At 39.4% G+C, this 26149-nt stretch carries 20 protein-coding genes and 1 pseudogene; 10 read left to right on the top strand and 11 right to left on the bottom strand.

What is annotated here, in order from left to right; all coding sequences use genetic code 11:
• Window positions 1-39 precede the first annotated feature (39 nt).
• Window positions 40-609 carry a CoA pyrophosphatase gene (locus FGD67_RS17420; protein WP_257172328.1) on the top strand — a complete coding sequence of 190 codons (570 nt, stop codon included), beginning with the start codon at window positions 40-42 and terminating at the stop codon, window positions 607-609.
• A 140-nt stretch (window positions 610-749) separates the two neighbouring features.
• Window positions 750-2126: an L-serine ammonia-lyase gene (locus FGD67_RS17415; RefSeq protein WP_257172327.1), complete on the top strand. Its 1377-nt coding sequence runs from the start codon at window positions 750-752 to the stop codon at window positions 2124-2126.
• Between the two features lie 100 nt (window positions 2127-2226).
• Here the strand turns inward: FGD67_RS17415 and cysB are convergent, their stop codons facing one another.
• Entirely contained in the window at window positions 2227-3201 is a 975-nt protein-coding gene (gene cysB / locus FGD67_RS17410) for an HTH-type transcriptional regulator CysB (protein WP_257172326.1), read from the bottom strand.
• Between the two features lie 264 nt (window positions 3202-3465).
• Between cysB and FGD67_RS17405 the strand changes: the two genes are divergently transcribed.
• From FGD67_RS17405 to FGD67_RS17395, 3 genes and pseudogenes are all read left to right on the top strand, one after another.
• Window positions 3466-4230: a hypothetical protein gene (locus FGD67_RS17405; protein ID WP_257172325.1), complete on the top strand. Its 765-nt coding sequence runs from the start codon at window positions 3466-3468 to the stop codon at window positions 4228-4230.
• A 56-nt stretch (window positions 4231-4286) separates the two neighbouring features.
• Window positions 4287-4667 (top strand): ribosome recycling factor family protein, encoded by a 381-nt coding sequence (locus tag FGD67_RS17400; RefSeq protein ID WP_257172324.1) that lies wholly within the window; start codon window positions 4287-4289, stop codon window positions 4665-4667.
• Between the two features lie 99 nt (window positions 4668-4766).
• Window positions 4767-5652 (top strand): annotated as a pseudogene (locus FGD67_RS17395) (IS982 family transposase).
• A 206-nt stretch (window positions 5653-5858) separates the two neighbouring features.
• Here FGD67_RS17395 and topA read toward each other — a convergent pair.
• Window positions 5859-8540 (bottom strand): type I DNA topoisomerase, encoded by a 2682-nt coding sequence (topA, locus tag FGD67_RS17390; RefSeq protein ID WP_257172323.1) that lies wholly within the window; start codon window positions 8538-8540, stop codon window positions 5859-5861.
• A 400-nt stretch (window positions 8541-8940) separates the two neighbouring features.
• Here topA and FGD67_RS17385 point away from each other — a divergent pair, with 400 nt between their 5' ends.
• Window positions 8941-10047: an arginase family protein gene (locus FGD67_RS17385; RefSeq protein WP_257172322.1), complete on the top strand. Its 1107-nt coding sequence runs from the start codon at window positions 8941-8943 to the stop codon at window positions 10045-10047.
• A gap of 118 nt (window positions 10048-10165) precedes the next feature.
• Here FGD67_RS17385 and FGD67_RS17380 read toward each other — a convergent pair whose 3' ends face one another.
• Both FGD67_RS17380 and FGD67_RS17375 read right to left on the bottom strand, forming a co-directional pair.
• Window positions 10166-12688, bottom strand: coding sequence for an Ig-like domain-containing protein (locus FGD67_RS17380; protein WP_257172321.1), 2523 nt, complete (start codon window positions 12686-12688; stop codon window positions 10166-10168).
• A gap of 602 nt (window positions 12689-13290) precedes the next feature.
• Window positions 13291-14316 (bottom strand): IS110 family transposase, encoded by a 1026-nt coding sequence (locus tag FGD67_RS17375; RefSeq protein WP_257171489.1) that lies wholly within the window; start codon window positions 14314-14316, stop codon window positions 13291-13293.
• Between the two features lie 292 nt (window positions 14317-14608).
• On the opposite strand from FGD67_RS17375, the gene FGD67_RS17370 reads away from it, so the two are divergent.
• On the top strand, window positions 14609-15949 hold the full coding sequence (locus FGD67_RS17370; protein ID WP_257172320.1) for a dicarboxylate/amino acid:cation symporter: 1341 nt from the start codon (window positions 14609-14611) through the stop codon (window positions 15947-15949).
• A gap of 269 nt (window positions 15950-16218) precedes the next feature.
• Here the strand turns inward: FGD67_RS17370 and kdsA are convergent, their stop codons facing one another.
• The 7 genes from kdsA to hemA form a co-directional block, all read right to left on the bottom strand.
• A complete protein-coding gene (gene kdsA, locus FGD67_RS17365; protein ID WP_257172319.1) occupies window positions 16219-17061 on the bottom strand; it encodes a 3-deoxy-8-phosphooctulonate synthase in 843 nt (280 codons plus the stop codon).
• A 32-nt stretch (window positions 17062-17093) separates the two neighbouring features.
• A complete protein-coding gene (locus FGD67_RS17360; RefSeq protein ID WP_257175151.1) occupies window positions 17094-18341 on the bottom strand; it encodes a DUF819 domain-containing protein in 1248 nt (415 codons plus the stop codon).
• Between the two features lie 99 nt (window positions 18342-18440).
• Complete coding sequence (locus FGD67_RS17355) at window positions 18441-19241, bottom strand: tetratricopeptide repeat protein (protein ID WP_257172318.1); 801 nt, start codon at window positions 19239-19241, stop codon at window positions 18441-18443.
• Window positions 19242-19275: 34 nt separating this feature from the next.
• Window positions 19276-19650, bottom strand: a complete 375-nt coding sequence (locus FGD67_RS17350; RefSeq protein WP_257172317.1) for a SirB2 family protein — start codon at window positions 19648-19650, stop codon at window positions 19276-19278.
• A gap of 38 nt (window positions 19651-19688) precedes the next feature.
• Window positions 19689-20579 carry a peptide chain release factor N(5)-glutamine methyltransferase gene (prmC, locus tag FGD67_RS17345; protein WP_306556764.1) on the bottom strand — a complete coding sequence of 297 codons (891 nt, stop codon included), beginning with the start codon at window positions 20577-20579 and terminating at the stop codon, window positions 19689-19691.
• Window positions 20579-21667, bottom strand: a complete 1089-nt coding sequence (gene prfA / locus FGD67_RS17340; protein WP_257172316.1) for a peptide chain release factor 1 — start codon at window positions 21665-21667, stop codon at window positions 20579-20581. The genes prmC and prfA overlap by 1 nt, the downstream gene beginning before the upstream one ends.
• Before the next feature lie 292 nt (window positions 21668-21959).
• Window positions 21960-23228 (bottom strand): glutamyl-tRNA reductase, encoded by a 1269-nt coding sequence (gene hemA / locus FGD67_RS17335; protein WP_257172315.1) that lies wholly within the window; start codon window positions 23226-23228, stop codon window positions 21960-21962.
• Between the two features lie 278 nt (window positions 23229-23506).
• Here hemA and lolB point away from each other — a divergent pair, with 278 nt between their 5' ends.
• The 3 genes from lolB (at window position 23507) to FGD67_RS17320 (ending at window position 26064) form a co-directional block, all read left to right on the top strand.
• The gene (gene lolB, locus FGD67_RS17330) at window positions 23507-24121 is read left to right on the top strand and encodes a lipoprotein insertase outer membrane protein LolB (protein WP_257172314.1); all 615 of its coding nucleotides are present in this window, start codon (window positions 23507-23509) and stop codon (window positions 24119-24121) included.
• A gap of 10 nt (window positions 24122-24131) precedes the next feature.
• On the top strand, window positions 24132-24992 hold the full coding sequence (gene ispE, locus FGD67_RS17325) for a 4-(cytidine 5'-diphospho)-2-C-methyl-D-erythritol kinase (protein ID WP_257172313.1): 861 nt from the start codon (window positions 24132-24134) through the stop codon (window positions 24990-24992).
• 124 nt (window positions 24993-25116) lie between these two features.
• Entirely contained in the window at window positions 25117-26064 is a 948-nt protein-coding gene (locus tag FGD67_RS17320) for a ribose-phosphate pyrophosphokinase (RefSeq protein WP_257172312.1), read from the top strand.
• Window positions 26065-26149: the final 85 nt, after the last annotated feature.

Raw genomic sequence — 26149 nt, 5'->3', positions numbered from 1 at the left:
TAGCACTTAGCCTTTGACAAATAACTTTTGAAGGTATGTATGACTAAAGAAGAATTTATACAGCGCTTTCAAATGCGAGCTTTACCTGCCTCTGTGCATAATTTTAGCTATCCGCAACAACTTAAAAGTGCCGCGGTATTGATCCCCATTATTAGCTATCAAAATCAGCTTGATGTTTTATTGACTAAGCGCGCAAGCCATCTTACCCATCACCCAGGACAAATCAGTTTTCCGGGCGGTAAAGCCGAGCCATTTGATAGTGACTTGACCGCCACGGCATTACGTGAAACTGAAGAGGAAATTGGTCTTCGAGCTCCTTTTATTAATGTCCTTGGCCAACTAAACCCTTACCAGACCATTTCAGGCTATGAAGTAACCCCCATTGTTGCTATCGTACCTAACAGTAAAAGTTATCAAATTGATGAAAATGAGGTTTCTGAAGTATTTCAAGTCCCTCTGACACATTTTTTACAACGTCAACACCATATTCAAGTGCCCTTTTACCACAAAGGCAAGCACCACAATGTCCATTTCATGCCTTATCAACAATATAATATTTGGGGAGCAACAGCCGCTATGTTGCATGACCTGAGTGTGTTGCTAAATTAATTTATACCTTGGTGAGTTACTGGCTATAATAATAGCGAAGTAAGTAATATTTTGTTTTGCATGCTGAAAGCTTTCAGCTACAATCACCGAACAAAATTTTACTTTCACCTACATTTAACAGTGTTTATTCAGGTTTTCTTATGATTAGTGTATTTGATATGTTTTCGATTGGAATTGGCCCTTCCAGTTCTCATACCGTTGGCCCGATGAAAGCTGCTAAGCTATTTGTTGAAAATCTTATAGCAGCAGGTAAATTAACCAACACAGATCGGGTTAAATGCGAGCTGTTTGGGTCACTAGGGCAAACAGGAATAGGTCATGGCACAGGTAAAGCTGTGATATTAGGGTTAACAGGGCAAAGTCCGGAAACAATCCCTGTTGACTCTATCGAATCAACCTTAGCTGAAGTTGTTGCCAGTGAAAAAATAAAACTTAATATGCAGCACCTTATCGCGTTTCCAAAGACGAACGCGATTATATATCATCGGAGGAAAACACTACCTGCGCATGCTAACGCTATGACCCTGTTTGCTTACTCTGATGACACAGTGATCTTCGAAGAAACCTACTACTCTATCGGTGGCGGATTTATTGTTAAAGATTGTGATTTTGAAAAAGAAAAAGATAAAGCTTTATCAACACATGCCAACATTGACCGGCCTCATCGCTTTACTAGCGCTGACGAATTATTGCAAATAGCCAATGAAAAAGGCTTGAGCATAAGTAGCATCATGATGGATAACGAAAAGTGTTTGCAAGCTGAAACAGATATCCGCTCTGGTTTGATAGATATATGGGAGGCAATGAAAGCCAGTATTGCTCGCGGCATAGTCACTGAAGGTATTTTGCCAGGCGGTTTAAAAGTCACCCGCAGAGCGCCCGCTTTACACCGAGCACTATCGGTTGAAAAAAGTAACGATCCGCTTTCAGCTATGGATTGGGTTAACTTATTTGCCTTAGCAGTAAATGAAGAGAACGCTGCCGGTAGCCGAGTCGTCACCGCGCCAACCAATGGTGCTGCTGGTATCCTGCCAGCGGTTTTATCTTACTATGATAAGTTTATTAAACCTGTCGATGAAGAAGACTGTATTCGTTACTTATTAACTGCCGCTGCTATTGGTATCTTATATAAAACTAACGCGACCATTTCAGGTGCCGAAGGTGGCTGCCAAGCAGAAGTAGGCGTTGCCTGTTCGATGGCTGCGGGGGCATTAACTGAAATTATGGGTGGCTCACCGGTACAAGTAGAGAACGCCGCAGAAATTGGTATGGAACATAACTTAGGTCTTACTTGTGACCCTGTCGGCGGTTTAGTGCAAGTACCTTGTATTGAGCGTAATGCCATGGGCTCAGTTAAAGCCATTAATGCTTCACGTTTAGCGTTACGCGGTACAGGCAAGCAGAAAGTGTCATTAGATAAAGTGATAAAAACTATGTGGGATACTGGTAATGACATGAAAACCAAATATAAAGAAACCTCTCGTGGCGGTTTAGCGGTTAATATTATTGAGTGTTAATAAGCTGTTACTCTGAATATTGTAAAAGCAAAAAGCCGTATTAAAATTAATACGGCTTTTTATTATCTGTTTGATAAAAGCTAGATGGAAGAAACTAAGACTAACGAATAGGTAATTTGATATTAGCGAACATTTCATCTATTTCAGCGTTGTTTTTCAATAAAATAGCTCTGGTAACCAAATCACGGTTTAAGTGCGGAGCGAAGCGTTCGATAAAATCAAACATATAGCCACGTAAGAAGGTGCCGCGTCTAAAGCCAATTTTAGTCGTGCTTGGGCTAAATAAATGGCTCGCATCAATAGTGACGAGATCATGATCAATTTTTGGATCCATCGCCATCGTCGCAATAACGCCAACACCGACGCCTAATCTGACATAGGTTTTAATCACATCAGCATCTGTCGCAGTAAAAGCAATCTTAGGCTCAACACCGACTTGATTAAAGGCTGCATCTAACTCTGAACGGCCAGTAAAACCAAAAACGTAAGTCACTAAAGAGTATTTCGCAATATCTTCAATAGTAATATTTTGTTTGCTCGCTAAAGGGTGATCGGCTTTAACAATAATACTACGGTTCCAGTGATAACAAGGTAACATCACTAAGTCGTTATAGAGGTGCAAAGACTCGGTGGCAATAGCAAAGTCAGCTTCACCTTTACTTGAGGCATCGCTAATTTGTGCAGGCGTCCCTTGATACATATGTAGCGATACTTTTGAATATTTCTTCATGAAGCCTTGAATAACTTCCGGTAAAGCATAACGCGCTTGCGTATGCGTGGTAGCAATACGTAACTTACCTTCATCGGGTTGCGTGTGTTCACGAGCAACGGCTTTAATTGCTTCAACCTTTGATAATATTTCTGTCGCTATGTTTATCACTTCATTGCCCGCGGACGTAACATGAGTGAGATGTTTGCCACTGCGGCCAAAAATTTGAATGCCCAGCTCATCTTCTAGCATTCGTACTTGTTTGCTAATACCAGGCTGTGAAGTAAAAAGACTTTCAGCGGTAGCGGAAACATTTAAGTTATTATTCAGTACTTCGACGATATAGCGGAGTTGTTGCAGCTTCATAATTATAATTCAGAGGTTTCTTATTCGAAAAATATATACTTATAATAACATTTATACCATATTAATTTTTGAATTGTGGGGAAATTAGCGACTAATTAACAATTTAAACGATTATTTTTACAGCAAAAATGTCATCTTTAGCTATTACATATCAGCAAATACATGAAAACTCGGAAAAGAAAACGCTTTATCCTTTGCTTCATCGAACAATTTTTGTAGACTGCTACATTAGCAATTAATATTTTTCATAATAGAGAATTAAACATGGGCATTATCATCGCTTTAATTATCGCTTTAATTATCATTGTCGTGGTAGTCAATGCAATACAACAGCATAAAGAAAAATTAGAACATGAAAAACGTGCTAGAGCAGCAAAGCAAAAAGCTATAATTGATGAAACAGAAGAATTACTGTTAAGTTTAGGTAATTTACCTAACAATCCGAGTTTAATAAAAATTCTCAATAACCGCAGTTTAAATGCCGCGAAATCTATGGCAAAAATATTGCCAGAAAACAAGTCTTTAGTTAAACGTGTGCAAGAAATGGAAGCGCGAGTAAATGCTAGTAATGATAACAATAGCCAAACAGCAAGTGAGCAAAGCTTTACTTTACCTGATAACGAACAACATTTAGTCGGCATTTTACAGTGTATAAAAAAATTACGTGCAACATTAAAGTCAGAGCAAACTAAAGGTAATTTAGATGCCCAAACCTTTACCCAAGAAGATCATAAATTAGCAGCAATGCAGCTAAAGATTGGCGTAGAAAGCCTGCAAAAACGTGGCATGATGGCTTATCAAAAAGAAATGTTAGGCTCTGCTAGACAGTACCTTGAAAAAGCATTACAAACCATATCAGAAAGCCCCGTTCAAACAGAGTACTGTACCAGTAAACGTGAAGAAGTCGAAAATATACTAGAAGACATTACTTCGTCACTAAAAAATACCAATGCAAAGGATGCGGCTAAAAAAGCTAAAGCGGAAGAAGATGATTTAGATTTATTATTTCAACCGAAGAAAAAATGGTAACCTAACCTCTAAACGACTAAACCAGCTGCAATGCTGGTTTTTAGTTTCTATAAGTAATGAAAACAGCCAAAAATAAAACACCCAATATTACCCTACCTGCTTTTTTACGTCGTGTACTAAAATCCTCCGTACTTAAATCTCTGATCCGCGAACAAGGTGGGGAGCTTAACCGTATTGGTCGTTCTCGCAATTGGCAACTCAACGCTAGCTTTGAACAAATAGAAGCAATAATAACGGCAATTGAGGCTAGTGAAGAGCAAAGTTGGCAGTGGTTGGTCACACACTTGTCTAAGCAACACAAAAACTTAAGCTTTGATATGTTGATCAGCATTGTGGACAAAAAGCCGGGGATAACCGTGTCTGAGCTCATGCTTCGCACTGACTGCACCATCGCTGAGGCACGAAGAGTGATAGATACACTAGAATTTGCTGATTAACCTCAGCTCGGGATAAGAATTAATTAAATTGAACTAAGTGCCCGTTCCACGATCCGATCTTTCGACCAAGAAAAAACAGAAAGATAATAAGGAACGGGCATGAATAAACTAGTTGAAATATTCTGTGATGTCGATGATTTTTGTCGCGTATTTATCCCACAATGGGAGAAACAATTAATTGCTGATGGAAGTATCAAGCGAAATCGTCCATGCCGTATGGCTATGAGTGAGATAATCACTATATTAATTGCTTTTCATACATCAAATCATCGCGACTTTAAAAATTATTATAAAGGTTATATTGCTAAGTTTTATCGTTCACATTTCCCTAGCTTATTGAGCTACACTCGATTTTTAGAAGTGATGCCTAAAGCGGTCGTTCCACTTTCTAGCTACTTTTCAATACTTAAAGGTGAGTCTACAGGTATTGAGTTTATTGACTCTACAAGCATAAAAGTATGCCATAACTTAAGAATTCCTAGACATAAAACATTTGACGGTATAGCCGAACGGGGCAAAGGAACAATGGGTTGGTTTTATGGGTTCAAACTACATTTAGTCACTAACTTTAGAGGTGAAATAGTTGAGGCTAAATTAACTACTGGCAATGTTCACGACACAAAGCCCGTATTAGCCTTAGCTAAAAACTTAAAAGGGAAGTTATATGCAGATAAAGGCTATATAAGCAAAAAAATTAACAGTTGGTTTGAAGGAAAAAGGAGTTGATTTGATAACAACCGTGCGCCGTAATATGAAAGCCAAAGCTATGTCGTTATGGGATAGAGCAATGTTATCTAGACGGTTTATTATTGAAACGATAAATGATCAATTGAAGAATATATCTCAAATAGAGCATTCGCGTCATCGTAGCCCTAATAGTTTTATGTTGAATTTACTGGCAGGTTTAGTGGCTTATTGCCTTAAAGAAAATAAGCCAACCCTTAATATTAGTGACGTAGAGAAGAATGCTATGGTTAGGGCTTAACCCGATCTGAGGTTGATTAATACTATTTAGACAACGTTACTCAGCTGCTTCCAACTCAATGTAATTTAATCGCTTGAAGATTATCAAACCGCTGCAGATAAACAATCGATATAACGCTAAGTTATTCTGAAACATTAGCAATAAAAAAAGCGCTCAAGAGCGCTTTTATTCTATCAACTTGCCCATACTAGAATGGGCAAGCTAAGTTAGGCTGACTTTTTTTCTTTCGGCTTTGCTTTTGGTTTCGCTTTAGCTTTTGCCTTAGGGGCTTTTTTCTTCGCTAACTCTTCGACCCACTTGCCTTCAATATATTTAGCATTCCAGCCAGTCGCTTTACCTTCAACTTCCGTCATTACATACTGTGATTTAGTTTTTCGGCTATAACGTACTACAGCAAGGTTACCCTCAGGATCTTCTGCTGGAGCATCGGCAAGATAATAGAATTTTTCTGAAATTCTATCGCGAAAACGCGCCAACTCAACCACTTTCGGTGCCCGTGTTTCTCGTGACTTGGGAAACGTATTTGCCGCTAAGAAAATACCTGCCGCACCATCACGTAAAACAAAGTGCGCTTCAGATTTTTCACATGGCAATTCAGGTAATTGTACCGGATCTTCTTTCGGTGGCGCAGCTTCACCACTAGCCAATAGCTTACGGGTATTTTTACATTCGCTATTCGTACAATCAAAATACTTACCAAAACGGCCAGACTTAAGCTCCATTTCGGCTTCACAACGATCACATTCTAAAATAGGACCATCGTAGCCTTTGAGCTTAAATTCACCTTTTTCTAACTCTAAACCATCGCAGACAGGGTTATTACCACAAACATGTAACTTGCGCGTTTCATCGATCAAGTAACTGTCCATAGCCGTGCCGCATTTGTTACAACGGTGCATAGCACGTAGCGCTTCAGTTTCTTGGTCTTCAGCTAAAACGCTAACCGCTTCTTCACCTGGCGTTAAGTTCATGGTGGTTGTGCAGCGCTCTTTTGGCGGTAATGCATAACCAGAACAACCTAAGAATACGCCAGTAGAACCGGTTCTGATACCCATTTTACGACCACAGGTTGGACAATCAATATCAGTAACAATAGGTTCATTATTACGCATACCACCTTCATCAGAAGGCTTGTCCGCAAGCTCTAACTGCTGAGTAAAGTTTTTATAGAAACCGTTTAATACGTCTTTCCAGTTACTTTTTCCTTCAGCAACTTCATCCAGCTCCTGCTCCATATTGGCAGTGAAGTCATAATTCATTAGCTTTTGAAAGCTGCCGGATAAACTATCCGTAACGATTTCACCCATTTTTTCGGCATAAAAACGTTTTTTATCTAAACGTACATAACCGCGATCTTGAATAGTTGAAATAATTGACGCATACGTTGATGGGCGACCAATTGAGCGTTTTTCGAGTTCTTTTACTAATGATGCCTCACCAAAGCGAGCCGGTGGCTTAGTAAAGTGCTGAGCAGGATTCAATTGTTGTAACGTTAACGCTTCACCCACGGCTAAGTCAGGTAAATGTTTATCATCACCTTTTGATAATTGCGGATGAACACGGGTCCAACCATCAAACTGCATTACACGCCCTTTAGCTTTTAAATCAAAACCAGAAGCATCAACGGTAATCGTACTTACTGTATAACGTGCAGCGGTCATTTGACAGGCGACAAATTGGCGCCAAATTAACTCATACAATTTTTTCGCATCAGCATCAACATCAGTGATAAAAGCAGCTTCAAGTTTAACATTCGATGGACGAATAGCCTCATGCGCCTCTTGAGCATTACCTTTACTGCTATATATCTTAGCGTTTTCTGGTAAGTAGTTATCACCAAAGCTATCACTAATATAAGCACGACAAGCTTCAACCGCATCTTTACTTAAATTAGTTGAGTCAGTACGCATATAAGTAATATGCCCAGCTTCATACAAGCGCTGTGCTAAGCCCATAGTACGTTTAACACCAAAGCCTAATTTAGTACTCGCAGCCTGCTGTAATGTCGAAGTAATAAACGGTGCAGATGGTGTACTCTTTGATGGTTTATCTTCACGTTTACTGACGGTATAGGCTGACGATTTTAGAACCGCTAGGGCTTTATTCGTATCAGCTTCATTCGTTGGCTTAAATGGTTTCCCCTTTTCATGAGTAACATCAAGTGCGAAATCATTACCGGCAGCAGTGTGTGTATCGGCACTAACTTCCCAATACTCTTTCGGATCAAAGGCTTTAATTTCACGTTCTTTTTCAACCACAAGTTTTACCGCAACCGATTGTACTCGACCTGCAGATAAACCTCTGGCAACTTTTTTCCATAACAATGGGCTAACCATAAAACCAACAACACGGTCAAGAAAGCGTCGTGCTTGCTGAGCATTAACCCCTGGCATACTCAATTCACCGGGTGAAGAGAAGGCCTGTTGAATTGCATTTTCAGTGATTTCATTGAAAACAACACGTTTAAATTTCGCGTCATCACCACCGATGATCTCTTTTAAATGCCAAGCTATCGCCTCTCCCTCTCTATCCAAATCGGTTGCGAGATAGATGGTGTCGGCGGTACTAGCAAGCTTGGTTAATTCACTAACCACTTTTTCTTTGCCGGGTAATATTTGATAATTCGCTTCCCAATTATTATCAGGATCGATTCCCATACGGTTAACCAGTGCAAGCTTATCGCGCTTCTGCTTATATTTGGCTTTCGCCGCAGGTGCCATTTTTCTCACTTCAGCAGGAGATTTAGCTGCCACTTTTTTACCGGTACTGCCATGGGGTAGATCACGTACGTGACCAACACTCGATTTTACAATAAAATCTTTACCAAGGTACTTGTTAATTGTTTTCGCTTTGGCTGGCGATTCCACAATTACCAGAGATTTTGCCATATTATTTTATATTCCTACTAAGCTGACTATTGCCAGTTTCGTCACAGTTAGTTGCGCTGAATTACTTGATATTGCGCGAGCAAAATATTAAGTAAAAATTGTATGTATCAATAAAACTGAGACTTAAAATTAAATTTGAGACTAAAATTACTATTAGATATATCTGTAAATTAGCAAGCTGACAAGCAAAAAATTTTTATATATGTGCCTTTTTACAACTTTTAGCTATAATGATGCGAATTTTTCGGCGCCATCATAATCGACTTTATGATAAAACTTAAGGGCTGAGACCGAAATAACTTCAGTTTATCATCAGTAATAACAATTTATTACCATCACTCCAGGTAGTTTGCGTTCATTTAAGTGAATTTCAATACCTTTTAATAGGAAGAGAATATACATGACAATCTCATGGTCAACATTTAAAAATAAAATCAGCCAGTGCTTATGTCCACCAGGCAACGGAGTTTTTACCGTTAACACCGCAAAAGAACGTAAAGAGCGTTTGCACCAAGCGTTATTTGGCCAATCAGATAATATTGAAGCCCTATGGCAGCAAAGTATTGAAAAGCTGCCAGAATCGACTAATGCGGTTATTCTAGGTGTTGCTTCAGATTGTGGTGGTGGTATTTTACGTGGCGCAAACTGGGGACCGTTATTTGTTCGCTCGACATTGCTAGAGCAGTATCCTGATTTAACCGCCTTTGATTTAGGTGACGTACGCGTTATTCCGCATTTATTACACGATAAGTATTTAAATGAGGCCACTATTGCCAATTGTCGTAAAGCACTCTACCAAGATGAGAATAGTAAATTCGCGGTTAGCCCTTTAACGATAACAGAAGACGTTTTACACGACTTTTATGCTGAATTTCCAAACAAAGGTATTTTTGGTATTGGCGGTGATCATTCGGTAAGTTACCCATTAACAAAAGCCTATTTACAGGCAAAGAAAAAGCAAGGCGTACGTGCCGCAATTGTTCATTTTGACGCTCATACTGATTTGCTCGTCGAACGTTTAGGTATCGATCTTTGCTTTGGCTCTTGGTGTACACACATTTTAGATGATTTAACTGAGCATCGTGATTTGATTCAAGTTGGAATTCGCTCAAGCGGCAAGCCTAAGTCACATTGGGAAAGCACCTTTGGAGTTAAACAACATTGGGCTCATGAAGTTAAAGAGCAAGGTGTTGAAGCGGTTATTAAAAAAATTATTACTCAGTTAAAGGCTGATAATATTGATGAAGTTTATGTCAGCTTTGATATTGACGCACTTGACGAAACTTATGCTTCGGCAACAGGTACGCCAGAGCCTGACGGTTTGTCACCAGATGAAGCAATGCAAATACTACGTGCTGTTGCAACTCAATGTCCGATCACAGGTGCCGACATGATGGAAATAGCCCCATTTACTGACAGCACTGGTTTAGGTGAAGTTAGCCGTGACAGAACGTTAGCGGCTGGCGCTGAAATTTCAGCATTCTTAATTAAAGAAATGAATAAGTAATATAAGAATATACGATTTAGCCTACAGTGTAGTATATATGATCCATCCTAGCATGTGGCAATAGCCGAAAACAAAAAAGCCGCTAATTTTGCGGCTTTTTTATTCTGCAATTTGACAACTAATTTACATCAGTACAGTCATTTGAAAATCCAAATGGGCTTAAACCTTGAGGCGGTGGCGCATCCTCATTTAATACATCCTCCAATAGCGCAGGTAGTATAAAAGTCGTCTGTCTTAAGCTTTCTGTTCCGCCTACTTTCGCGCTAACAACCAAATTGATGTTTATCCACCCACCAAAATTTTGTGGATATTTAATGTCTATTAATGCACTACCTTGATCATCAGTAGTAACTTCGCCAATCACAGCAGCTACATTCCCTGGAGTTAATTGACTATCACCGTTAGTGTCTTCACCTACGTCTAACACACCATCAACGTTTAAATCTTCGTTACCGCATGTAGCAGTTACATTGGTAAACCAACTTTCGAAACTACCATTTTCATCTAGTGCCTGGCTCCAAACTCCTTTTCTATATCCCTGAGGTACTGCCGAGATAGTTAATACAGTATTCTTTGCAGGAGATGCAGAGTCAACATCAGTAACAAATGCCACATATTGCTTATTAAACGTTGTGCTATCTACTTCTATTAACTCGTTTCCTGTTCCTAAAGTAATAAATAAATCTCGATCTGCAACCGTTAATGTCACAGTATCAGAAATAGATGGCTCTTCTTTTACTGTTGCAGTAATAGATATACCATTTTGAGATGACACGGTATTAGAGGTATAAACCGTACTGGCACTACCATTACTGTCTGTTACAGCACTTGCTGGCAAAATATCACCGCCACTAGTGCCAGTTAAAGAAAAATCAATTGTTTTTCCTTTCACTAGATTACCATTTACATCTTTAACAATAACGGAAATAGTTGAGGTATCACCGTTAGGCGCAATTGAGCTTGGTGATGCTTGTGCATCTATCGTAGCAACGTCCTCAGCAATAAACTCAAACTCTAGCTGATTACTTAATGTCACTCCATTATCATTCCCCGTCACTGTCACCAATGCTTTACCTGCATTAGAAGAACTAATAGTGGCCGTTATTTTCCCATCTTGGGTGGTGTTAGAGTCTTGGACCACTGTTCCGCGTGTTGAGGTAAAGCTGACAATAGTACCATCAGCAATCGGTGTATTGGATTGCGTCCAAGTTAACTCTATAGTTGCAGAATCGGATAAAAAGACATCTGGTAATGTAGAGTCAGGAACGACATCCCCCTGTCCACTTCCATTATTAAAGCGACTGAATAAAAACGAATCGGCTTGAACTGTCATTGGATGTTCAGAGGAAACTCCCACTGCCGTTGCAATCAATGTATTAGAACCACCACTGGTCCCTGTTACAGTGAAGTTTGCTTGACCGGTCATATCAGTTACAACTGAGCTTACAATAGTAAGAGCGGCCGCGGTACCTGTCGTAGGAGGTGACAACGTCAAATCAACAGTTGCATTAGAAATACCTACACCGTCAGAGTTAAGCACTTGAATAAAAAAGTTATTAGCATCATTAATGGCTAATGACGACGAGCCAGTAAGGTTAATTGATGTACCTATTACCTGAACATCAACCGTATCGTTAATTTCCCCACTAATTGAGGTAACTGAAATAGTCCGATTTGTCGGCTCATTATTTGTTTTTAATACTGCCGTTGCTTGACCATCAGCACCAGTTACAGCATTAACAACTTCTATCTGTCCGGATGTAGCACTAAAGGTGATTGTAACCCCTTCAACAAGGTTATTGTTTTTATCTTTAGCAATAGTCGTCAAATTAACAGTATCACTGCCACTTGATGCAATTTGTTGGCTACTGGCAAATAAACTTATCGCTGCTGCAGTAGGCTCTCCAACGTCACCACCATCACCGGCACTATTAAAGTTAACAAAAACAAAATTAGTATTATTGATAGTCGCAGAAACCTGACCTGCACCACTACTAGAGCCTGCCAACAAACCAATACTCGCTTTACCTTCTACGTCGGTTATGCTTGTACTGATATCTGTTGCAAAGCTAGCTAAATCCTCATTATCAATAGAGAATGTAACAAGTACACCTGGTACAGGAGTACTTCCTTGCATCAAAGTTAAAACTAAAGTTGCTGGTGTTGCTCGTGCTACATCAATATTCGATATTGCCAAATTAAGTGTAACTTGATTAGAGCTACCATCATCACCATCACCTGCGCTCGTAAAGGTAACAGCATTTGAATCTATACCGTCCACGGTTGCAGTAATACTACCCGAACCACTACTTAAGCCCGCTAATAATATTATTTCAGCTTGGCCGTCAGTATTTGTAGCACTTGAACTTACATCTGTTTCAAAGTTTGCAAGTTCAGCCTTATCAATAGAAAAAGTGACCAATTTACCTGATAATGGCGTTGTTCCTTGCATAACAGTTGCCGTTAAAGTAGCAGGAACTGCTTTTTCCACATTAACATTTGATATTGATAAAGTTATTGTAACTGGTTCAGGTGTACCTTCACCCTCATCTGGGGTTTCATCAAAGCCACCACTACTACCGCCACAACCGGTCAAAGTTGCAAACAGTAAAATAAAACTAAAGCGTTGAAGTAGCGCCATAAAAAGCATCTCCCTGGTAATTTTTATCATCAACTTATCTCATCTTAACCGAATTTTTCAGAAAAGGTCAGTGATTAAGAAAAAAAACATACTTTGCTTGATAACGGTTATTTTTCAGCAGGATAATTTATTTAAAACTTAGTGATTTTAATCACAATCGCAAGTGTTTCAAACCTTTACGGGACATATATGGACGCTTCCTTGATGTCAACCCAAGTGAATACGAAAACATAACAAAACGGGCTTATGTTTTTGATTACTGAGCATTACTCTTTTCATACTTTTGTTCATGATGACAGGCGCTTTCGCTTGCTTAAAGCAAACTGTACTGACATATATTCGAGCTATGGTTTGTTATCCATGCTCCAGATAAGTTGCGAACTAGAAATACCTTAAAACATTGTTCACCCAAACGTGATAGATACACTTGTCCTCTCACAGGCTTTGTTCTAGTTGGCTAGTGCCTTTTTTTTTCATCTTATCAACAACAGTCTTGAAAAGTTTTCTGGATAAATTAAGTCCCCTCTAGCAGCCTAAACACCCACACAGACTCATGGCCTTTGTCCTGCACAGGCTTACTAGAGGGTAAAACGGGTCGTCAATCATGTGATTACCTTAACCGGTTGAGGCGTGTAATGGCATTGCTTTTGTAACAATGTCCACATGATGCGTGCTAACTTGTGCGCAGTGGCAACCGCGGTACAATTGAACGGTTTTCGTGCACTTAACTGGGTTATCCACACACTCAATGCATCGTGTTTCTTTCTGGCATGAACGATGATGGCACGCGCACCATGGATAAGCTGTTTACGCAGGTATTGGTCTCCACGTTTACTGATGCCGCCCATCACGCTTTTATTGCCTGAGGCAAATTGTTTGGGTGTAATGCCTAGCCAAACAGCAAAGTCGCGTGCACTGGTGAAGGCTTGTCCACTGCCTATAGAGGCAATAAAGGCAGAAGCATTGAGGTAACCAATGCCAGGGATACTCAATAGTATTTGCCCTAATGAATTGGCTTCAATGTCAGTTTTTAATTGTTTTTCAATCGCTTTAATACGTAGGTTTAAGGTTTTGAATTCTTGATAAACATCGTTAACTAGCCACTGAACTGATACCGATAACGTGGTATCAAGTGATAATGCTTGCATACTTTCATTAAAAGCAGGTATGCCTAACGGGAAAACAAGGCCAATGTCAGCTAATAAACCACGTAGTTGATTAGTGACCGCTGTACGTGTTTTAAGTAACCTTTCTCGCAAGCGATGTAGCATTAACGTTTCTTGCTGAGTTTGGGTTTTGATGGGGACAAACCGAATGAAAGGTCGCCTACTTGCTTCGAATATGGCCAGTGTATCGTTACTGTCATTCTTGTTTCCTCGCACAAAAGGTGTCACGTGTTGCGCAGGAATTAAGTGCACAGTGTGACCGATGGATTCAAACAACCGGCCCCAATAATGAGAAGAATAACAGGCCTCCATCACAACACGACATGGGGGTTGCATTTGCATAAAATGCTTCAGTTGAGCGCGGTTCAAGCGCTTATTAAAAACGCCTTTATTAGCCTCAGTAAACCCCATGAGTTGAAAAACGTTTTTTGCTAAATCAATTGATATTGTGCTAACTTTCATGACGGACGTTCCTTAAATTAACTGATTGTTTTTAACCAGTTTGGCGCATTGACGCCGTAATTGGGAGCGTCCATCACATCACCCAGCGTAATGAAAAATAAAACCCAGTTTAAAGCTAAGTAACGATAGTATTCATTTAACATATAATCATGACATATTATCAATCTTGCCTGACTATAAAATAAACCTTGGTAAAATAATCTCTAAAATCAACAATCCCAAGCCCTTAATCATTTGATTTATACTCCTAGCAACAACATAATAAGTCATCGTTTAATAAAACTAGAATAATATGACTGAAAAAAAGCAAGCAAGTTTAACCACCAGAATTGTTACCGGTATGGTTGCAGGTATTCTCGTTGGTGCCATTTTACAGTGGTTAATGCCCGACGGCTCTGATGCCGTCATTCCTTTATATCTCTTTGACCTTTCATTACGTGGTTTTTTAGTTGATGGTGTTTTTGAGGTTGGTGGGCAAGTATTTATCTCCAGTTTACAAATGTTAGTTGTGCCTCTGGTCTTTGTTTCATTAATTTGTGGTACCTGCTCGTTAAAAGATACCACTAAGCTTGGCAGAATAGGCGGAAAAGCCATTGGGTTATATCTATTAACAACCGCAATTGCCATTAGCTTTGCCATGTCACTGGCTTTACTGATCAGCCCTGGTGAAGGGGTAGATATGGTTGCCGGCACTACATTTACTAGCCGTGAAGCACCGTCACTTGCACAAGTGCTTATTCAAATGTTTCCAAGTAACCCATTTGCCGCTTTCGCTAAAGGTAATATGCTACAAGTCATTATTTTCGCTTTATTGTTTGGCATCGCTATCGCGCTTTCAGGTAAAGCGGGTGAGCGTATTGCTTCATTATTCGAAGATTTAAGCGAAGTTATTATGCGCCTTGTAACAATATTAATGAACATTGCACCTTATGGCGTATTTTGTTTATTAGCGGGTTTATTTACTGACGTTTCTCTCAGCACTTTTGGCAATTTATTAAAATATTTTTTTGTTGTGGTATTTGCCTTATTACTACATGCTTTTGTTACTTACCCGGTATTACTTAAATTATTAACCGGCTTAAACCCAATAATCTTCTTAAAGAAAATGCGTGATACCGCCATTTTTGCTTTTTCAACCTCAAGCAGTAATGCAACATTACCTATCACCATGGAAACTACGACGAAAAAAATGGGGGTGAAAAATTCTATCGCCTCATTTACCGTACCATTAGGTGCCACCATCAACATGGATGGAACCGCAATAATGCAGGGTGTTGCTACGGTTTTTATCGCACAAGTATTTAGTCAAGACTTAACACTCGCTGATTATTTAATGGTAATTCTTACGGCAACGTTAGCTTCCATTGGCACCGCCGGAGTACCGGGTGTTGGCTTAATAATGTTAGCGATGGTGTTAGAACAAGTTGGTTTACCTGTCGAGGGCATTGCCTTGATTATTGGTGTTGACCGTTTATTAGATATGACCCGAACAGCAGTAAATGTTACTGGTGATAGCATGGTCACCGTGATTGTTGGTAAGTCTGAACAGCAGTTTGACGAAGCCGTATTTAACGATCCTAACGCCGGTAAAAATATCGAAGATATCGACTTCCATCATTTAAACAAACAATAATAACGATAATGTGCCGTATTGTTTCATTAACAATACGGCATGTACCATAATCCCCTCTCTAGCTCTATCAAATACTTTCAATATCTCTCAAAGGTTTGTATTTAATGATGGATATCTAAACCGTTATACCAAGTTTATTAAGTTTGATCCCACTCAGAGCTTAGTAAAATTGGTATTAGTTTTCCGATATTTAAAACAAATAGTAATAACAAAAAAGGCGCTAATTAGCGCCTTTTTATTAATCCGTTATCATATAACACGTTTTTATGTTACCCAGTAATTAATGGCTCAAAACCTTTAACTAACTCATCAATAGCTTTCATTTGCACTAAGTAAGGCTCAAGCTTATCTAGTGGTAGTGCACAAGGACCATCACACTTCGCCGTTAATGGATCGGGGTGGGATTCAATAAATAACCCTGCTAAGCCAAGTGCCATACCACTACGGGCTAACTGCGCAGCTTTAGCGCGACGTCCATCAGCAGAGTCAGCACGACCACCCGGTTGTTGTAATGCGTGGGTAGCATCAAACATCACCGGGGCATAGTCTTTCATCTCATCCATCGCTAACATATCAACAATTAAATTGTTGTAGCCGAAACAGCTACCACGTTCACAAAGAATGATGTCTTCGTTGCCTGCTTCAGCAAATTTATTGATGATATGGCGCATTTCATGAGCAGCAAGAAACTGTGGCTTTTTAACGTTAATAATTACACCGGTTTTTGCCATGGCAACAACCAGATCAGTTTGACGGGCTAAAAAAGCAGGTAACTGAATAATATCAGCAACTTCAGCAACAGGAGCTGCTTGATAAGGTTCATGTACATCGGTAATGATCGGCACATTAAAAGTTGATTTTATTTCTTGAAAAATCTTTAAACCTTCATCTAAGCCAGGACCACGATAGGAGCTAACAGATGAGCGATTAGCTTTATCAAATGAGGCCTTAAATACATAAGGAATATTGAGCTTTTGTGTCACTTCAACATAGTGCTCTGCAATGGTCATTGCTAGATCACGTGATTCCAGTACATTCATACCACCAAACAGTACGAAAGGCTTATCGTTTGCGATCTCAATATCGCCCAGTGAAATTAATTGCTTTGTCATAATATTTCCAAATGTATTTCCAGGTTATCGCTTTAGCTACCTACAATTCTCAATAACTGCCCACATAACCATGCCATGTAAGTGCCAAGCGCATAACCAAATACCGCCAATAAAACGCCAACAGGAGCAAGTGACGGATGAAATGCTGAAGCAATAACAGGAGCAGATGCTGCACCACCAATATTAGCTTTACTGCCCACTGCTAAATAAAATACCGGCGCCTTGATAAATTTGCCAACAGCAAAGAGTAAGATGACATGTACTGCCATCCAAATTAAACCAATAACCATATATTTAGGCGCTTCAACAATTTGCGTAATATCCATATGCAAACCAATAGTCGCTACTAACACATAAAGGAAACTACTACCCACTTTAGAGGCACCAACCGCTTCTAGCTTTCTTACTTTTGTGAAAGAAAGTGCTAAGCCTATAGTAGTAACAAGCACAATAATCCAAAAGAGTTTGCTGTGTAAACTAAATTTCTTTAAGTCAGGATAGTTATTTTGAAAGAATGGTACTAAATAATCAGCGGCTAAATGTGCCATACCTGCAGCACCTAAGCCAACAGCTAAAATAAGCATATAGTCTTTTAGCTCAGGCTGTTTTGAGTTCGCGCGGCTTTCCGCTTCTACCTTTTCAACCAGTCGATCGATACTCGTGGTATCAGCACCATTTTTGGCATCAATACGTTTATGATTTGCCGCCATATAAAGCAAAGCAGCCATCCAAATATTTGCCACTACAATATCAACCGTCACCATGATGGTAAATATTTTACCATCAGCACCATAGATTTCTTTCATCGCTAACATATTAGCGCCACCGCCAATCCAGCTCCCCGCAAGAGCGGCCATACCACGCCATACGGCATCAGGACCAGAGACACCAATTAACTCAGGCCAAATAGCTGAAACGATAAGTAGCGCTAATGGCCCACCGATGATAACACCCGCGGTACCGGTTAAAAACATAATAACGGCTTTACTACCAAGCCCAGCAATCGCTTTGATGTCAATACTTAAGGTTAATAAAACCAAACAGGCAGGTAACAAATAATACTTTGCAACTTCATCAACGTGGCTAACTTCTGCACTAACAATACCAAAAGTGTTTAACAGTGATGGTAGTAAGTAACACATAAGTAGTGCAGGCACATATTTATAAAACGAACGACAGGCAGCATTACTGCTATTAGAGGTATAAAATACTAAACCTAAAATTAGTGCTAAAATACCGAGTACAGTTGCATCGTTAGTGATCAATGGCACGCTAGCCATAACAGAATCTTGCATTATTTATCCTTTTAATTCTCAAACTTATTTATTATTTTTATAATTTTTAAAACTATTTGTGGTATTTCGTTTACTCAATTTTTATTAATGTAATACCGTATCTGCAATTGAAATTTTATCTAATTGTAACTTTAATAACTGTGCTGCGGGATCTTTTGGGCATTGCTCAACAAAATATTGATAGTCATCATAAGCCACTTTAAAACAATCAAGCTGATGTAATAAAAAGCCACGGTCACGGCGTTCAAACGGATCATTGGGGTTTAATGCCAGTAGCATATCAACACATTTTAACGCATTATCGTATGCTTGTTCTTGTATAAATGCCGTTTTTAGACTAGTGATATGCTCAAGCACTAGGCTTTCTTGATTCATCGTATCTAAGGTTATTTCAAACGGATCGCCAGACATTTCATTCATACGACTATCTAACTCGTGCCAATTCAACGATTCACCGGTGACGGGATCAAAAATAATGGCGTAATTTTCGTCGCAAACAATTCTTAACATGGCTTTTTCTGGCACAAAAACAATATCTGCCTGACAATCACAGGCGTTAGCTACATAAGCAATCAACACTGCTTTTAAGGTCGGTGAAATTAACTTATGCGCTAATGCTGACGATACTTGATGTGAAATAACTGGCCAATTTTGCTGCTGTTTATCGATAAATAACTGATCAATAAACAAAGCATTAATTAACACTTCTGCGCGTTCTACAGGCTCTGGAACTTCGTCAGTTTCAGCTTGGCAATATGCCACCAGATCGTCCAGTTCACTTTGGGTATCGGTTGCTTTACCAAAAATATACTCTTCTACTAATAAAAAAGTTTGTAATAACTCATTTTTTTCAGACTTTATTTCTGACAACAACAGATCGTTCATGAATACTCTATTAATATTAAATCTTTAATTTCTACTACAAACCGGCAAAAAATACCGTTTCTTTACTCATAGCGATACGGACAATTAACATGATCCAGCCCATAGCACCCAAAAAGCCAATAATTTGCATGGTACGGTTACGCGCTAATTTCAAGGTGTAATAACCGGTGAAAATATACGCAACAACAGCAAATAATTTTTCAGCTAGCCATAATTGCTCAGCAGGGTTTATCGCTAACTTAATCGATAAAGCAATACCAAGGCCAAGCAATAAGGTATCGACAATATGTGGGGCAATTTTCAACCATTTCAATGTTAATTTTTCTGAATTAACTAAAGTTAAAGCAAAACGAAAAGTAAAAAGCAAAATACTGATCGCAGCAACGGTCATGTGTAAATGTTTAAGCACGATAAACTCCATTAAATTATTATTGGTATTACGGTTATTTAAATTGAATAACAAGCCCAAGTAACTCGGTCGTTATCACTATAATCTTTTATTGTTTGAATTTCGCTATAAGCTAAATCGGTTAAAATGGCTTGCACAGCATGACTTTGTTCAAAACCGTGCTCAATATACAAGAATCCACCGAGCTTTAAAAATTTAAGCGCCTGGCGGGCAATTATTTTAATATCAGCTAAACCATTATCGAGTGCAACCAGAGCCGTTTTTGGCTCAAACTGAACATCGCCCTCATTAAGGTGATGATCATTTTCATCGATATACGGTGGGTTACTGACAATAACATCAAAGCATTTTTCACCAGATACTTGACTAAACCAATCACTTTGATAAATATTCACCTGAGTTAAATTCAAGTTATCAGCATTGCGCTTGGCAAGCGCTACCGCCTCATGACTATAATCTACCGCCTCTATCTGCCATTGAGGATGTTCAGACGCTAACGCCAAAGCAATAGCGCCTGTGCCGGTACCTAAATCTAAACAGCGAATAATCTGATCTTGATGATGACTTAATACCAGTTCAACTAATACTTCAGTATCTGGACGCGGAATTAAGGTAGCAGGTGAAACTTGCAGTGGCAATGACCAAAACTCACGTATTTTGACGATGTAAGCAATGGGTTCGCCTTGAGCTCGGCGTTGTATTAACGCCGAAAATTGCTGTGATTGCTGCGGTGTTAACTTATGCTCTGGCCAAGTTAATAAGAAACTTGCTGACTTATTCATCACAAAGCAAAGTAAAATTTCAGTGTCTAACTTCGCGCTGTCAGAATGAGGCAGCAGAAATTGCTGACCAAAAGCAATTAACTTAGCAATGGTCAGCGATGATAATTTTTCAAATGATAGTAATGGTGTTACGGCAGGTTCAGACACTAATGTTGCTCAGATAACTCTGCTAATAAATCAGCCTGACTCTCTTGCATAATAGGCTCAAGTACCAAATGTAAATTACCTTCCATAATTTCATTCAAACGATAAAGCGTTAAGTTAATACGATGATCACTCATCCGTCCTTGTGGGAAATTATAGGTACGAATACGCTCAGAGCGATCACCACTAGCCACCAAATTACGTCGTGAAGACTCTTCAGCACTTCGACGCTTTTCATCTTCAGCTTGTTGTAAGCGTGCTTGCAATACTGACATCGCTTGTGCACGGTTCTTATGTTGCGAACGCTGATCTTGACATTCAACCACCACACCACTTGGGATATGAGTAATACGAATGGCGGAATCAGTTTTGTTAACATGCTGACCACCAGCGCCTGAAGCACGGAAAGTATCCACTTTTAAATCCGCTTTATTAATTTCGATGGCTTGTGATTCTGGAATTTCAGGCATAACAACCACAGTACAAGCTGAGGTATGAACTCGCCCTTGTGATTCAGTTTCTGGTACACGTTGTACTCGATGACCGCCAGACTCATATTTCATCTGACCATAAACACCCGCACCGTTAATTTTAGCAACTATCTCTTTAAAACCGCCCTGCTCACTCTCATTGGAATTCATCAATTCAATTTTCCAACCTTGCTTTTCAGCATAACGGCTATACATACGGAATAAATCACCAGCAAAAATAGCCGCTTCATCACCGCCAGCACCAGCACGAATTTCAACGAAACAGTTATTATCGTCTTTCGGATCACGAGGCAAGAGCAATATCTGTAGCTCTGCAGTCATATTCTCTACGGCTTTTTTGGCTTCTTTGAATTCTTCTTGCGCCATTTCACGCATATCAGGATCATCATCTTTAAGCATTTCTTCAGCGGTAGCAAAATCACTTTCAGCTTCTTGATAAGCATGAAAGGCTGAAGTGACCACTTCTAATTGTGAGAATTCTTTCGATAAAGCTTGGAACTTTTCTTGATCAGAAATGGTTTCAGGATCAGAAAGCAACGCTTGCACTTCTTCAAAGCGTTCGACAAGTATTTCAAGTTTTTGGTAAACAGATTTATTCATTAAATGATCTTATATAGTCAATAATTGATGAATTACCCGCGCATTATATTCGACTCGGCTGATAATTAGCAGTAGTTTATAGCAAATGGAATAAATAATTACTCACAGCAGGCAAATTAAAAGCTTTAGAGACGTAGATTCATGCCTCTAAAGTCGTGCGGAACAACATTAAATAACCGCAAGATAGACAAGTCATGGACAGGTTAAGGACGGCTGGTTAGCTAGGCAGATCCATATACAGGCTTGATAAAACGGAAGAGTTATTGATACAGATGGTTAATTTTTATCCTCACTATGCTTGGTGATCAATGTCGAAAATATCACGCAAGTAAACGAGTCTATCTAACTGACCACCTTGTGCCGCTGATTGAATGGCACTGGTCGGGGCATGCATAAATTTATTGGTTAATTTAGTAGCAAGTTCAGCGATGACAGCTTCAGGCTTTTTATTTGCTGCTAATTGTTGCATCGCTTTTTCGAGCAATAAATCACGATTTTCTAGACACTGTTTACGGTAAGAAATCACCGTATCCTGAGTATTTAAGCCTCGTAGCCATGACATAAAACTCGTTGATTGCTCAGAAACGATGCCTTCAGCTAATACCGCTTCTTTACGACGATTATCGAGATTTTTGGCAATAATGTTTTGCAGGTCATCAACGGTATATAGAAAAACATCTTCAAGATCAGAAACTTGCTCTTCAATATCTCGCGGAACCGCTAAATCAACCATAAACATTGGGCGATGCTTTCTTTTCGTTAAGGCTTTCTCCACCATACCTTTGCCGATAATAGGCAAAGTACTACCGGTCGAGCTGATCACGATGTCGGCATTAGCCATCATTTCTGGAATTTGCGCTAGAGTGATAACATCAGCACCAAATTGCTTCGCCATATTCTCCGCACGACTTATAGTACGGTTAGCGACAGTAATATGACCAACATTATTTTCGTATAAATGTTTAGCAACCAACTCAATAGTTTCTCCTGCTCCAACGAGTAGAACGCGGGCTTTATCCAAACTGGCGAAAATATGTTTTGCAAGATTAACGGCTGCGAAAGCAACTGAAACAGCACTTGCACCTATTTCGGTATCGGTTCTAACTTGTTTAGCAACACCAAAAGTTCGTTGAAAAAGTCGATCCATCACCAAGGCCATAGAACCAGCCGCTTTTGCTTGATTATAAGCTTGCTTCATTTGTCCTAGAATTTGCGGCTCGCCAAGTACTAATGAATCTAGGCCACAAGCCACACGCATCATGTGATTTACTGCTTGTTGATCTTGATGCCAATATAAACTTGGGGTAATGATTGATGCAGGTACATTATGATGCTGCTCTAACCAACGCACGACACGCTCTTGCGTTAACCTTACATCGCCTTCTTGCACTATATAAAGTTCGGTTCTATTACAGGTAGATAAAATCGCGGCTTCTTTGCAGTCGGCTGAATCTAATAGCTCTTGCAAAGCCATACTCAGGTTATCAGGGTTAAAAGATATTTTTTCCCTAACGGCAACCGGAGCGGTTTTATGATTGATACCTACTGCAACTATTGACATATGAGTATATTAAATCCAAAAAATTTAAATGGCAGGCAAAGTCTGCTGCGAATAACCCAGTTTATTTACGTATATTATACGCAGTTAATGACGGGTTAGCTCTATTATCAGCCAGACAATGAAAAAAACCTATGATCTGTGACAAAAAATCGCGATAATTTTACGAAATATCACATTAAATTGAAAGCGCCGAGTGAATGATTAGCTATATGTTTTGGTTATTTGTTATTATTTTCATTCGTGAAGTCAGCTTTTTAATGTAATTACTCAGGAATGCTATGCTCAGCAAGTCTCTCATTGTTCTATTTTTTGCCAGTATACTAAGTGCTTGTAGTAGCATTAGCGACAGGCCAGTAGAAAACAATAAAGCAAAACAAGATATTGACAGCCGTAATAAACAAATATCACTACTTACGCGCTGGACCATTAATGGCAAAATCGCTTTTATCAATAATCAAGCACGCCAAAGTGCAACACTGCATTGGCAAAAAAACGAAGCTAAAAAAACAGAATCATTAAATTTATCCACCTTGTTTGGTATTAAAGTTTTAGAACTTAACCAACAACAAGACAACTTCACCTTAGAAGTTGATGGCGAACATTACCAGACTCAAGACTTAGACTATTTGATCTATTCATTAACCGGCTTGGATTTACCGACACGTGCGATGAGCCATTGGTTAAAAGGCATTGCATTTTTACCGACCGATCAACTGACATATCATAAAACCACTCAACTACCTGAGTCTTTAACCAGTTTCTATAACAATAAAGAATGGCTAATTAAATACAGTAAATATCACCATATTGGTCAATATCAATTGGCTAAGCAACTGACGATCACGCAAGGCGATTTACGGATAAAAATAGCCATTCATTCATGGAAAATTTAACGAGGCCGTTTTGAATAAACACGTATTTCATTCATTTCCTTCACCAGCAAAACTGAACTTGTTCTTACATATCGTTGGTAGAATGGACAATGGTTACCACCAGCTAGAAACCGTTTTTCAATTTCTTGACTATCATGACACCCTAGATTTAAAAGTCACCAAAGATAAAACAATAACGTTATTAACGCCAATCCCGGGGGTCGAGAATAGCGATAATTTAATCGTCAAAGCGGCCTTACTTTTACAAGACCATAGCCAATGTCAGCAAGGCGTAGAAATTAAGCTAGAAAAATTACTCCCTATGGGTGGTGGCTTAGGTGGCGGTTCATCAAATGCTGCAACAATATTATTAGCACTCAATGCACTTTGGCAGACCCAACTTACGGTTGTTGAGCTTGCAGAGCTAGGCATTACCTTAGGTGCTGACGTACCTATTTTTGTCCATGGTTTTGCTGCCTTTGCTCAAGGAATTGGCGAACAACTTACCCCGGCTTCACCAAAAACTTATTGGTATTTAGTTGCTAAACCTAATTGCAGTATTTCTACACAAAATGTTTTCACTGCCAAAGATTTAACCCGTGACACACCCGCTATACGTTACAACGATGCCGATATCGAAAATTATCATAATGATTGTCAAACTTGGGTAATAAAACACTACCCCGAGGTTGCCAAACTACTGGCTTGGTTGGTAGAATACGCGCCGTCCCAAATGACTGGAACTGGTGCGTGCATATTTTCACGTTTTAGCTCTAAACAAGACGCGTGCTACGTACAATCTTTACTGCCAAACGGCATAGAGTCATTCGTAGCAGAAGGACTCAATCAATCGCCCTTACATGCTGCAATTGCGGCAGTAAACGAAAATTAAGTTCGGATGAAATTTCATATATATGCCATTAAAACTGGCAAAAATAAAATAATTTGCTGATATTTAACTTACCGTTTAATTCAGTATCGTAATTTAGATGTCAAAAATTTCTGAGGAACTGACAGTGCCTGACATGAAGATTTTTGCGGGTAACGCCACCCCTGAACTGGCCAAACAAATAGCTAATCGCTTATACATCACCTTAGGCGAAGCCAAAATTGGTAGTTTTAGTGATGGTGAAATTAGTGTTGAAATTACTGAAAACGTGCGTGGTGCCGATGTTTTTATTATTCAATCAACCTGTGCCCCTACTAACGATAATTTAATGGAACTAATCGTGATGATTGATGCGCTACGTCGTGCATCAGCCGGACGTATTACTGCCGTTATGCCTTATTTTGGTTATGCGCGTCAAGACCGTCGTGTACGCAGCGCTCGTGTGCCAATCACTGCGAAGGTTGTTGCTGACTTCTTATCAAGTGTAGGTGTTGACCGTGTCTTAACGGTTGATTTACACGCAGAGCAAATTCAAGGCTTTTTTGATGTACCAGTAGATAACGTTTTTGGTACACCTATCTTACTTGAAGATATGTTAGAGCGTAACATTGAAAATCCTGTGGTGGTTTCTCCTGATATTGGTGGTGTTGTACGTGCGCGTGCCGTCGCTAAATTATTAGATGATGCTGACCTTGCGATTATCGATAAACGTCGCCCTAAAGCGAACGTAGCTCAAGTTATGCATATTATTGGTGATGTTAAAGGTCGCGACTGTTTCATCGTTGATGACATGATTGATACCGGTGGCACGTTGGCAAAAGCTGCTGAAGCTTTAAAAGAACACGGTGCTAAACGCGTATTTGCTTATGCTACTCATCCGGTCCTTTCTGGTAATGCTGCTGAAAACTTGAAAAACTCAGTTATTGATGAAGTGGTAGTCACTGACTCAATTCCATTATCTGATGAAATTAAAGCACTAGGGAAAGTTCGTCAACTTACCTTAAGTGGCATGTTGTCAGAAGCGATTCGTCGTGTTTGTAACGAAGAATCAATTTCTGCCATGTTTGATGCCTAATCAAATTTAGCAAATTTCTGCACAGCATGAAAAAAGCACCCTAGGGTGCTTTTTTATTACCCACATATTTTGTCATCATACAGCT

The sequence above is a fragment of the Colwellia sp. M166 genome (assembly GCF_024585285.1).
Classification (GTDB): domain Bacteria; phylum Pseudomonadota; class Gammaproteobacteria; order Enterobacterales; family Alteromonadaceae; genus Cognaticolwellia.
The sequence above is the reverse complement of the archived record's forward strand: the minus strand, read 5'-3'. Positions and strand labels throughout refer to the sequence as shown.